Genomic DNA, 12,633 nt, shown 5'->3' on the forward strand with positions numbered 1-12,633 from the left:
ACGAACAACGATGTATTATGCGCCAATTTATTATATAAATCATTTATTCGCCAATCGAGCGCTATTTGCTCAATCAGACTACGCTCAATAAATCGTTTTCGCAGCCTCTCGAATAGCTTGCTGCAAAATCTTGGCGCCCGGTGAAAGTAGTTGATTGCGCCGTGTGATGATGCCGAAGCCATCCATTTTGCAAGGTAACTCAATCGGCAAAATTGCCAGGACGTTTAGTTGAGCGTAGAAGCGCGATACCTCGACCGGCATAACATGCAAAAAGTCGGTTTGCTGAAGCAGGCTAATGATGGCCAGCGCCGCAGTGGTGTCGATCACATTTGAAGGCGGTGGCAAACCATTTTTGTGAAACATCATATCGCTACGATGACGCAAAATACTGCCGCGTGGCGAGAGTATCCAGCCCGCGTCAGCAATATCTTTTAGCTGCAAATTTGACACGTTCCGTAACGGGTGATCAATGCGAGCGACCGCACATACCGGTTCATCTGCCAGTTCTTCATATTCGAGATTGCCGTTATCTTCCTGATCAAGGATACGCGCCACCATAAAATCTAGCGAACCACGTTGCATGCGTTCCAGCAGGATATTACTGCTTTCGATTTCAATACCAATCCGTAACATCGGCGAGTGCTGCTTCACACGCGCAATCGCAGCGGGTACCAGATTCATCCCCGGCGTAAGAATCGCACCGACATCCACCTGTCCGGACAAGCCTGATTTGAGCGCCGTGATGTCATCGTGCGCCTGGGATAAACTCGTCAACGCCATTCGTGAATGGCGGATCATCGCATCTCCGTAAATCGTCGGTTTCATGCCGCGTGGCAAGCGCTCAAAAAGTTGTACATCCAGCATGTCTTCCAGATCCTTTAATTGCTTGGATGCGGCTGGTTGCGTCATGTTCAGTGCTTCAGCGGCCCGATGAATATTGCGTTCTTCGTCGAGTGCAATCAAAAGTAAAAGCTGGCGCGTTTTAAGCCGTGCGCGGAGAAACCAGTTGCTGTCGCTGTGTGACATATGTTGTCCCAATTAACTAATTATTATCAATAGGACTTACGCAAAATCTCAGTTACCGGAATGCGTTCTCCTAGCGACTTGTACGGCCCGACTTATGCAGCCCGGAATCCACAGACTGTCTTCCGTTGCAGTGTGGGCAGGCGGTTGCTCGGATCGTATTACGTAAACCTTGTTGAATAAGGTCTTTTTAAATGATACCAAATTCAGTATTGATTGGGCGTAATAATTCATTAGAAAGATATCGCATACTTCTTTACAATCATCGAGTAATAATCGGACACTAATGTCTAGTGAGCGCTATTTTCTCAAAGCAGTACTAGATGCGTCGGTCAATGCCTGGCGTTGAGGCAATAGTTTTACTGTCCTCCGTCAAATTTGAGCGTCAGCCAACGCGATTAATAATCTCTCAACAGGACACAAGAACATGACCAGCTTGAACAAAACTTACGCCAGCTATCCTAGTTTGATGGACCGCACGGTCTTGATCAGCGGAGGAACAACCGGCATTGGCGCCGATATCGTCGCGCAATTTGTGGAACAGGGCGCAAAGGTAAGCTTCCTTGGACGTAATCGCGATGCTGCAGAAAAATTGATCGCAGCAGTCGCGGCCGAAGGTTCTGGCCGTCACGTGCCACTTTTTTTGCAATGTGATGTCTGCGATATTCCGGCACTGCAAACTGCGATTAGCGCAGCGCGCGATCACTTCGGACCGATTTCGGTATTGGTAAATAATGCCGCCAATGATCAGCGTCATAGCATTGAAGAAACCACCGTCGCCAGTTGGGATAACGGCATGGCAGTTAACTTACGCCATCAGTTTTTTGCGGCGCAAGCAGTGATCACTGACATGCAAAAATTGGGAGGCGGTTCCATTATTAATTTAGGCTCAATTAGCTGGAAAAACAAAACCGGCGGCATGCCAGCGTACACCACATCAAAAGCAGCGATTCAAGGCTTAACCCGTTCTTTAGCGCGTGATTTAGGGCCACATAATATTCGCGTCAATACCTTGGTCCCTGGCTGGGTAATGACCGAGAAGCAAGTCACAATGTGGCTCGATGAAGCCGGTGATCGTGAAATTGATCAGATGCAGTGCCTGAAGGCCCGTCTTGATTCAGCCGATATTTCGCGCATGGCATTGTTTCTGGCAGCCGATGACAGCAAGATGTGTACTGCGCAGGATTTTATCGTCGATGGCGGCTGGGTTTAATGCAAGCGCCATTAGCACAAGCAATACAAACGGAAACCAAGATGACGACAGTTAAATTGCTGGTAGATGGCAAGCATTTGCTAGGCGAGGGTGTCTTATGGTGCGAACGCTCCGGACGCTTGTTGTGGACCGATATTCTGGCATCGCGGCTGTGGTGCCACACGCTTGCTAATGGCGAAACTCAAAGTTGGGCGATGCCTGAGATGCTGGCAACCTTTGCGCTGACGTTGGACGATGACAGATTGTTGCTGGGTCTTGCATCACAATTGGCGTGGTTTCACTTTTCCAGCGGCAAAGTCACGCCGATTGTCGCGGTCGAATCCGACCTGCTCACAACCCGTATTAACGACGGCCGTTGTGATCGTCAGGGGCGGTTCGTATTCGGCACAAAATCCGACGCCTCAGATCGTGCGCCGAATTGCAGCTTCTATCGCCTCAATACAGATTTGACACTTGAACGCTTACCGCTTTCTCCCGTCGTGATCAGCAACAGTATCTGCTTCAGTCCAGATAGCGCAACGATGTATTACTGCGACACGATCAGCAACACGATTCGCTGCTGCGACTACGAATCGTTAGACAAAACCGTACCGGTACAAGCCTTCAACAATGACCGCCTATTCGCGGACCTGCATGATCAACCCGGCTCACCGGACGGTTCCACCATCGATAGCCAGGGCTGTCTATGGAACGCCCAATGGGGCGGTTACCGTGTTGTGCGTTTCACCCCCGACGGTCAAATCGACCGTATCATCGCCATACCAGTATCCCAACCTAGCTGCGTCGCCTTCGGCGGACCCGGATTGTCCACGCTGTTTGTCACAACAGCCCGCGAAGACTTATCCGAACAAACGTTACAATCAGAGCCACAAGCTGGCGGTGTTTTTAATATATCGCTCGAAGATGTGCGGGGTTTGCCGGAAGGGCGGTTTAAGGGGGGGGGCGGTGCTTAGCGGGTTAGAGTTGGACCTTTATAAGCCAACATAATTACGTGACTTAGCAAATTATGCGCAGTGACAAATGAATAAATCAATCTTTCAACGCCTGAAAAACTGGACGAAATCATCGTCGTAATTTGCGGTTGAAAGATTTTTTAAAACATAATAAAAAATGTTGAACCTGACGTTTTAATTTGCCGATGTTCACCTTTAAACGACAATTCATGTAGTGCGCAGCTCGTCTATCTTGGATAGTTTATCTATGTAAGCTGCCACATGCCAAAATGTATCATCGTCGCACGACAATCGTAGTGGATTTACCCATCCATAATTAAGTAATTTACTTATTAACTAGGTTCCGCCTATGTTATTGCCCAAAATTACGCCTATTATTTCGCACGTTACTTCACAAACTACATTCGGCAGGCGCGCTATATGGTGCAATTTTTTCAGTCAGGCGATGCGCATTGTCGAAGGCAGGCGAGGGAACAGCTATGATTTTTTTCGGCATCACTCATCCCCAGAATACGGGGGAGTGCTTTCTATTCTCTTTCACTGCTGGCAAGTGCAAGCACAGTATGTGCTAGCGATAAAAGCGGTGACGCTTTCTGATCGCTATTAAGTGAGAAGCGGCGTTAAAACAGAATTTTATTCGAACCAGCACTACAACTGACAAACACTAAAATCCCATGCTCTCTATGAAAAAATCCTATTGCTTTCTATTCCTGACAACAGCCGTAATTTTTACGACTCAACCGGTCTTGGGCAGTGAGGTATTCGTTTTAAAATCTTCTGAACCACACTATTTAACAACCGCAGTTGTTCCGTCCTGTGTCACAGAAGCGCGTGCAATTAGCGCGAATGGCAAGTTCGTCGTTGGAAGCAGTGACGTTAAGAGCGATGGCAATTGTAATCCCCATGCCTTCGTATGGTCAGAAAAAACAGGCATGATAGACATCAATAAAGATGCGGCACCTTGGTCATGGGCTACTGCCGTCAATATGGATGGAACTGTTATTGCCGGAATGCTGCAACGCCCAGGACGAGAAGATCCACGTCCATTTAAGTGGACGGCAGAAACAGGTATCGTTGATTTGACACAAATCAACGCTCAATTAGAAACTTTTTGTCCTGCTGTGCTGAGTGCTGATGGAGCAACAATGGGCGGAAGGATTCTTAATCCGAAGAACAGTGCAGAAACACGCGCCGTCTTGGTTTCAAACGATGTCATCACGTTTCTTGGATCGAAACAAAAAAATGAAGCTTCTCGTGTAAAAGCTATGACACCCAATGGTGAAGTTGTGGTTGGAGAAATTAATAACCATGTATTTAGGTGGAAAAAAGGAGATGGATTAAAAGATATATCTATAGTTAAAGGTCGACGCCTATCAAGCTATGCAAATGGCGTAAGCGATGATGGTTCGGTCGTCGTCGGTTCAGTGTTCATAGATGGCGCAGAGCGCGCATATCGGTGGACAGAAAAAGAGGGCATAAAAAATTTAGGCACGCTAATTAAGACCAAAGGTACATATGATGTGTATTCAAAAGCCTTCGCTGTCAGCGGGGACGGCAAGATTGTGTATGGAATTTCATCCGCCAACAGTGAAGAAGAAAATCACTTATTTCGATGGACTGCCGACACAGGAATGGTGGATTTAGGAAAAACAACCGGGAATATTTCAGAGCGCAATATTGCTGGAGTATCGTCCGATGGCAGCATATTGGCTGGGTCTGCACCTCACGGAGGATGGGAAAAAACTGCATTTATACAAAAATTAAACTAAATCTCAACATAAAACACTACAAATCAATTTAATTCGAGAATTCCAGCCGACTTAAATATTTACTTTTATTTGCAACTGCGCTAGTACTTTGAGCCTCTGAAATTTAGCTCTCCATAGATGATAAAAACAAACTCACCGATGGCATACTACATTTCAGGGAACTCCGAATAACAGTCAAATCACACTCAACCCAATATCCGTCCAATATCCGCACTTCTCAAAGAAATCTTATCCGCATCCTGATACAGCAACTCAACCCGACGCTGCAACGGCCACCAACCCTTCCACAAAGCAGTCTCAGCCGTTATGTCAACCGGCTCAACCGACAACTCATTCGTGTCTGTCAACGGATCACTTTTAGGGTTAAGAACCTGCTCAGCAAGCGTCAAAGAAAGGCAAACATGCGTAGTTGCCTGTTGCAACAGCGCATTCACCGCTGGCCGTGGCAAGCTCTCCTGATTTCGCCTGAGCAGCAAACGCATTGCCGCCACATGCGCCATGACCAGATAATTTTGTACGATAAATTGATTCAGTTCTTCCACCGCCCGATGTTTGCTGGCGGGCTCGTCCAGCATGCGGACAAGTGTGGAAACCAAATCCGCGATGCTGTCGAGAAAGCGTTTGCGAGATAGCCGATAAATAAAGTCATCCGGGGTTTTTGCTTGCAGCATATTATTCGCCGCTTCCAGATACCCCATATTGCTGGTGAGTACGCGACGCACAAGCTGCGGCAAGGTCCGATATTCCCAGCTTGGCAGCACAAAGCTGAACGCAGTGGCAATTGCGGCGCCTATAATCGTATCCAGCAGGCGCTCGCCAATGACATGGCCGCTACTTGGAATCACTAAATTAATTTGTAGCAGAATCTGCATACTGGCGGCAATCGCCGTGTAGCGGTATTTAACGTAAATGAATGCGGGTGCAGCTACCGTCGCGAGGAATAAAAAGCCCAGGAGGGCGACTGGTTCGTGTACGAAACGCAGGATCAAGGCGGTCGCTACGCAGCCAATCAGGGTGCCGAGCAGACGGTCGCTTCGCCGTTGTTTAGTCTGACTGAAACTGGGTTTTAAAATGATGGCAATCGTCAGCACGATCCAGTATCCATGCGAGGTATAGGGCAGATGCTCTGCGACCAGCAGGCCGACTGTAATCGCCATTGCTCCGCGTAAAGCAAAACGAAACGCTGGTGATTGCCAACGCAAATTGGCTAGCAATACGCCCAGTTGATATTTTTGCTGCGTCAGAAACGGCGTCATGTCCGCGCCCAGCATATCCGGTAATTCGCCGTGCGCGCTTTGCGTAGCGCGATGTAATTCGTCGATCATGTCGACTGTGTCGCGTATTTTGTTATAGGTGACGCGGATCAAATCCATTGCCGCTTCCGGTATTTTTCCGGCCAGGCTATCTTGTTGAAGCTGTTGCAATTCGACTTCAATGGCACGAAATTCAGCTTTATAACTGATCGTCCGGAAAGAGGCACGCTTGCGCGTGATGGCATAAGCGATAGTCTCAATATCCTTGGCCGCCTTGTTGATCAGGTCGCGAAAATAGGTCAGGATGTCGGCATCGGCAAAATTCTGGCGCAACTCCATATAGTCGGTGTGGGTCGACAATATATATTCATACAAATCGAACATGCCGAAATGTACCTGTACGAGAATCGCATTTTGTTGGCTTTTTGGACCACGTAAAATCAGATCGCGCGACGCTTGCTGTTTGTCTGCCAGTACAATTTGTTGGCGTACCAATCGATTAAACTGATTGTTTAGTTCGACATGCATGTCGTAAAAGTCGGCTTTGATATCAAGGTAGCGCGCCAACTCAAATAATGCTTCGGCCAGAATTTGTTGTTTAATACGACGGCGCAAAAACCACGACACCACCATCGAATATCCCAAATAAGCCATGCCGCCGCCAAAAAATACGCCGGTATGCAGAAATGCGCCTGCGATGGAGACGGTATTGCTCATGGATAGCGTCATCGCGAACAGTGCAGCGAATTGCAAGGGCATTGCCTTCTTGCCGTAGACCACCATCATGCAAGCCAAAAATGTGACGAGTACCAGCATGATGCTTAACAGCCATTGAAACGGTGCGCAGAGACTAATAATCAACGTCACGATCGAACACAGCAACACGCTTGAAAGCATCTCGTTAAACTTGTGCCGCAAGGTGCTGGGCAAGTCCATCAAGCTGGTTGATAGCGCACCGATGCAGACCGTCATGGCGGTCGGCAGATCGGTGAACGGCAATACCAGCAAGGTAAAGCCGACGATGCCGGTGCCTATCCGAAGGCCGGTATAAAAATAGTGACTGAAAATAAACGTCCGTAAATCCAGGGCGTAATGCATAAGTAGTCTCTATAGCAATGACGGCAACGCGGGAAGTGTACCGCGTTTGCCCGTCGTTATTGTTAGCATCAAGGCAAAAAAATGCTGCGCTAACGATCCTAACAGGTTCAATTACGCAAAATAAATACTGCGAACGTCTATCGCTACATTCCCCTCCGTCGAGCGCCCGTTATGCAAACGATTAGCTTTAACTGGCGTAGCGGCGGTTTTTATCACGTTGCTCCGCCTGCTTGGGTTAACAGCTTTGGCATGTGCCCGATCAATTTGATCGCGATATAGCATTTATACCCGCATTTTTACACTTTGTTTACACCCATCATCATAGTCTTTACACCGTTTTTAGAAGCTTCCCGATAGCCTGTAGTTGTTGAAACAATGTAATGAGGGCAATGATGGATTTTCTAATGGATGGACTATTTGTCGCAGGGATCGTGGTGTTTTTCGGCCTGACCTGGGCATTGGCAGTTGGTTGTAAAAAGCTGGAGGATCGGAAATGAATCCCTTTTATGTGCTCGGCGCGGTCGTAACGGTGGCGCTGCTGGTGTATTTGATATTGGCGTTGTTGAACGCGGAGGATTTCTGATGACTTCCCAATCAATATTGCTGCTGGCAGCGTTCTTAATCGTCTTGCTGGTGCTGAGCTATCCGCTTGCTAAATTGATCGTCCGGATTGCGGGTGATGAACCAATGCCGGGCATGGGTTGGTTGGCGCGCTTTGAGCATGGCTTATATCGACTTGCTGGTATTACGTCGAAAGACGAAATGGGTTGGAAGAGCTATGCGTTAGCGTTGCTTATTTTCAATACACTCGGCGCGCTTGTGACGTATGCGTTACAGCGCGTTCAGGTTTGGCTTCCGCTCAATCCGCAGCACTTTCCTAACGTTTCACCAGATTCTGCCTTTAATACGGCTGTGAGTTTTATTAGCAATACCAATTGGCAAGCCTATAGCGGTGAAAGCACCATGAGTTATCTCACTCAGATGCTCGTTCTGGCTGTGCAGAATTTCTTTTCAGCCGCTACCGGAATTGCCGTGGCATTTGCATTGATTCGCGGATTTGCGCGCCACTCGTCGCATTCGGTGGGTAATTTTTGGCGCGATATTACCCGTTCAACGATGTATTTATTATTGCCGTTATCGCTGATATTTGCCGTGTTGTTGATGGGTCAAGGCGTAATTCAGAATTTTGATGCCTATAAAGATGTTTCGCTGGTGCAAGCGCTAACTTACCAACAACCAAAAGTGGGCGCTGATGGCCAGCCGATAAAAGACGCGAGCGGCAATCCGGTTCTGGAAACGCTGAACACGTCGACTCAAACCCTAGCGATGGGTCCCGTCGCATCGCAAGAGGCGATCAAGATGATCGGCACCAATGGCGGCGGCTTTTTCAATGCCAATTCAGCGCATCCTTATGAAAATCCGACCCCCATGTCGAACTTCATGCAGATGTTGACTATTTTCCTGATTCCTGCGGCGCTGTGCTTTGTATTTGGCCGCATGGTCGGAGATATTCGTCAGGGTTGGGCAGTGCTGGCGGCGATGACCATCATCTTTGTGATTATGACGGTGGTCGTGTTGATCGCTGAGCAGCAATCACATCCGGGTTTAAGCGCGCTTGGTATTGATCAGGCCAATAGCTTGTTGCAGTCTGGCGGCAATATGGAAGGGAAAGAAACACGTTTTGGCATTAGCGCTTCGGCTTTGTTTGCCGCTATCACTACCGCTGCTTCGTGCGGTGCGGTGAATGCAATGCACGACTCCTTTACCGCACTCGGTGGCATGGTGCCATTGGCTTTGATGCAAATGGGTGAAGTGGTATTTGGTGGTGTTGGTTCGGGTCTGTACGGCATGTTGGTGTTTGCCATTATGGCGGTGTTTATTGCCGGATTAATGATCGGTCGCACGCCTGAATATCTTGGTAAAAAAATTCAGTCATTCGAAATGAAGATGACCGCGATTGCGATTCTTGCGGTGCCTTTATTGGTTCTTGGTGGCACGGCCATTGCGGTGATGGTGACAGCTGGTACGGCCGGCATTCTCAACCCCGGCGCGCATGGCTTTACCGAGATCCTGTACGCCTTCAGTTCTGCTGCTAACAATAACGGTAGCGCCTTTGGTGGCTTGTCAGCCAACACACCGTTCTACAACATCACGCTGGCAATTGCCATGTGGTTTGGACGCTTTGTGATCATTATTGCGATTCTGGCGATCGCTGGCTCGCTCGCAGCAAAGAAACGGTTGGAAGTGAATGCGGGAACGATGCCGACACATGGTCCTTTGTTCGTCGTGCTGTTGATCGGGATTGTTGTGTTAGTGGGTGTGCTGAATTATGTGCCGTCATTGGCCTTAGGTCCGATCGTTGAGCATCTGCAAATGTCCGTCGCGCCAGCGCTAGCACATTAGTCGCCACATAAATAATAAGGAACATCATGTCCTCCAACAGTTCTCGCAGTAAATTGACGTTGTTTGATTCCAAGCTACTTGGTCCTGCAATCGTCGCATCGTTTAAAAAATTGACGCCACGCACACAGCTGCGCAATCCAGTAATGTTTGTGGTGTATGTCGGTAGTATTCTCACCACGCTGCTATTTTTTCAAGCATGGTTTGGAAAAGGCGAAGCCAGTCCGGCATTCATTCTGGCTATTTCGGTCTGGCTCTGGTTCACGGTTTTGTTCGCCAACTTTGCGGAGGCATTAGCGGAAGGGCGCAGTAAAGCGCAGGCCGAATCGTTACGGGCGCTTAAGCAAACCGTGACCGCAAAAAAACTCCTTGGTGTTGAAGGAAAAAGCGGCGCTGAAAGTAAGTGGTCACCCATTTCTGCCAGTGAACTCCGCAAAGGCGATGTCGTTCTGATTGAGGCTGGCGATGTGGTGCCAGTCGATGGTGAAGTGATCGAAGGCGTCGCATCGGTCGATGAAAGCGCAATCACAGGCGAATCAGCACCGGTGATTCGTGAATCCGGTGGCGACTTTTCAGCCGTTACCGGGGGAACGCGGGTATTGTCCGATTGGCTGGTCGTCCGTGTTTCGGTTAATCCTGGTGAAGCGTTTCTGGATCGTATGATCGCCATGGTTGAAGGCGCAAAGCGGCAAAAGACGCCAAACGAAATTGCGTTGACGATTTTGCTGGTAGCGTTGACCATCGTGTTCCTGTTGGTCACCGTCACATTGTTGCCATTCTCATTGTTCAGCGTATCTGCCGCCAAATTCGGTACGCCAATCACCATTACGGTGTTGATTGCTTTGCTGGTTTGCCTGATTCCGACCACCATTGGCGGTTTGCTGTCTGCGATCGGGGTTGCTGGTATGAGCCGCATGATGCAAGCTAATGTGATCGCCACGTCAGGCCGTGCGGTCGAAGCTGCTGGTGACGTAGACGTGCTGTTGCTCGACAAAACCGGCACCATCACGCTCGGTAATCGTCAAGCCGCTACTTTTATTCCGGCACCCGGCATTAGCGAACAGCAATTGGCCGATGTTGCCCAGTTGGCCTCGCTGGCGGATGAAACGCCAGAAGGTCGCAGCATCGTCGTGTTGGCTAAACAGCGGTTTAATATTCGTGAACGCGCTATGAGTTCGCTCCATGCCGTGTTTGTTCCGTTCACGGCCCAAACGCGTATGAGTGGGGTCGACATTGGCGATCGTCTGATTCGCAAAGGCTCTTCAGAAGCGTTAAAGAGTTACGTCGCTTCTTTAGGACAGCCGTTCCCTGCCGAAGTCGCACGATCTGTCGATGACGTTGCGCGGCGCGGTAGTACACCGTTGGTTGTGGTTGATAACGGCGTGGTAATGGGCGTGGTTGAACTGAAGGATATCGTCAAAGGCGGTATCAAAGAGCGTTTTGCGGAATTGCGGCAGATGGGGATTAAAACGGTCATGATTACCGGTGACAATCGCTTGACGGCAGCTGCGATTGCTGCTGAAGCCGGGGTCGACGATTTTCTGGCCGAAGCAACCCCGGAGGATAAACTCAAACTGATTCGATCCTATCAGTCCGAAGGTCGTATGGTGGCGATGACCGGCGACGGTACCAACGATGCGCCAGCGTTGGCGCAAGCGGATGTCGCAGTGGCGATGAATAGTGGCACGCAGGCCGCTAAAGAAGCAGGCAACATGGTTGATCTGGATTCCAATCCCACCAAGTTATTGGAGATCGTAGAGATCGGCAAACAAATGCTGATGACACGCGGGGCGTTGTCAACGTTCTCGATTGCGAACGATATCGCTAAGTATTTTGCGATTATTCCAGCCGCTTTCGTCACCACTTATCCGCAACTTGCGGCGCTAAACATCATGCATCTGGCGAGCCCATCCTCAGCCATCATGTCGGCTGTCATTTTTAACGCATTGATCATCGTTGCGTTGATTCCACTGGCGCTCAAGGGGGTTAAATATCGCGCTGTTGGCGCGGCCGCTTTGTTACGCCGCAATCTGTTGATCTATGGATTAGGCGGAATCATTGCGCCATTTATCGGTATCAAGTTGATCGATATGCTGCTGTCCGCTCTTAATTTAGTTTAGGAAATTTCAAATGAAAACCTCCCCTCTCGTTATTGCTAGCGCCCCTGGCCCGATGTTGCGCCCGGCGCTTGTTTTGTTCACGGCTTTGAGTCTCATTTGCGGCATTATTTACCCTGTTGTCGTCACCGGTATTGGCAAGGTCGCTTTTGCCGATAAGGCGGCAGGTAGTCTGATTATTCAGAATGGTAAAACAGTCGGATCACGACTGATTGGACAGGAGTTTTCTGCTCCCGAGTATTTCTGGGGACGCTTGTCCGCTACCAGCCCTATGCCCTACAACGCGACCTCATCTGGGGGTTCTAATTTTGGTCCCAGTAATCCAGCGCTGATTGAGGCGGTCAAAGGCCGCGTCGCTGCACTCAAGGCTGTGGATCCTACTAATACGCTCTCTATCCCGGTCGATCTGGTCACGGCATCTGGCAGCGGGCTTGATCCAGAAATGAGTACTGCCGCCGCGTATTATCAAGCCGCTCGCGTTGCGCGCGAGAGAAAACTGAGCATCGAAGTAGTACGCGGCATCATCGACGCCAAGCAACTGACCCGCAGTGTGGGATTTCTCGGCGAGCCACGCATTAATGTGCTGGATCTCAATCTCGCGCTGGATCAAAAGCATTAATGAGAAAAAATCGCCATTGCGTACTAATTGCGCGCAGTGGCTAATGTGGATGACACTTCAGCAGGCAAGATCAACATTCCTATTTTTAGGGCAGCATCGCTTGCGCTGACGTTACTTTGATTGGCAAGTCAGGCAACTTAATCCCAATAGGATTTTTCACCAATCTTGCTTGACGTAATCTGAATGTC

Annotated in this window: 9 protein-coding genes; 7 read left to right on the top strand and 2 right to left on the bottom strand. The window is 49.2% G+C overall.

Annotation, left to right across the window (positions count from 1 at the left end):
* Positions 1–84 precede the first annotated feature (84 nt).
* Positions 85–1,026, bottom strand: a complete 942-nt coding sequence (locus tag RGU75_RS12560; RefSeq protein WP_322236392.1) for a LysR family transcriptional regulator — start codon at positions 1,024–1,026, stop codon at positions 85–87.
* Positions 1,027–1,450: 424 nt separating this feature from the next.
* Between RGU75_RS12560 and RGU75_RS12565 the strand changes: the two genes are divergently transcribed.
* The 3 genes from RGU75_RS12565 (at position 1,451) to RGU75_RS12575 (ending at position 4,958) form a co-directional block, all read left to right on the top strand.
* Positions 1,451–2,236, top strand: a complete 786-nt coding sequence (locus RGU75_RS12565; RefSeq protein ID WP_322236393.1) for an SDR family oxidoreductase — start codon at positions 1,451–1,453, stop codon at positions 2,234–2,236.
* Positions 2,237–2,277: 41 nt separating this feature from the next.
* Complete coding sequence (locus RGU75_RS12570; RefSeq protein WP_322236394.1) at positions 2,278–3,189, top strand: SMP-30/gluconolactonase/LRE family protein; 912 nt, start codon at positions 2,278–2,280, stop codon at positions 3,187–3,189.
* Positions 3,190–3,872: 683 nt separating this feature from the next.
* On the top strand, positions 3,873–4,958 hold the full coding sequence (locus tag RGU75_RS12575; RefSeq protein ID WP_322236395.1) for a hypothetical protein: 1,086 nt from the start codon (positions 3,873–3,875) through the stop codon (positions 4,956–4,958).
* Positions 4,959–5,143: 185 nt separating this feature from the next.
* On the opposite strand, the gene RGU75_RS12580 is transcribed toward RGU75_RS12575, so the two are convergent.
* On the bottom strand, positions 5,144–7,309 hold the full coding sequence (locus RGU75_RS12580) for an FUSC family membrane protein (RefSeq protein ID WP_322236397.1): 2,166 nt from the start codon (positions 7,307–7,309) through the stop codon (positions 5,144–5,146).
* A gap of 493 nt (positions 7,310–7,802) precedes the next feature.
* Here RGU75_RS12580 and kdpF point away from each other — a divergent pair, with 493 nt between their 5' ends.
* Genes kdpF through kdpC form a run of 4 tightly spaced genes read left to right on the top strand, consistent with a single transcriptional unit; the run spans position 7,803 to position 12,445 of the window.
* Entirely contained in the window at positions 7,803–7,892 is a 90-nt protein-coding gene (gene kdpF / locus RGU75_RS12585) for a K(+)-transporting ATPase subunit F (protein ID WP_322236400.1), read from the top strand.
* Entirely contained in the window at positions 7,892–9,712 is a 1,821-nt protein-coding gene (gene kdpA, locus RGU75_RS12590; protein WP_322236402.1) for a potassium-transporting ATPase subunit KdpA, read from the top strand. The genes kdpF and kdpA overlap by 1 nt, the downstream gene beginning before the upstream one ends.
* A 26-nt stretch (positions 9,713–9,738) precedes the next feature.
* Complete coding sequence (gene kdpB / locus RGU75_RS12595; protein ID WP_322236403.1) at positions 9,739–11,829, top strand: potassium-transporting ATPase subunit KdpB; 2,091 nt, start codon at positions 9,739–9,741, stop codon at positions 11,827–11,829.
* 10 nt (positions 11,830–11,839) lie between these two features.
* The gene (kdpC, locus tag RGU75_RS12600) at positions 11,840–12,445 is read left to right on the top strand and encodes a potassium-transporting ATPase subunit KdpC (RefSeq protein ID WP_322236405.1); all 606 of its coding nucleotides are present in this window, start codon (positions 11,840–11,842) and stop codon (positions 12,443–12,445) included.
* The last annotated feature ends 188 nt before the right edge of the window (positions 12,446–12,633 follow it).

Source organism: Glaciimonas sp. CA11.2 (assembly GCF_034314045.1).
GTDB lineage: Bacteria > Pseudomonadota > Gammaproteobacteria > Burkholderiales > Burkholderiaceae_D > Glaciimonas.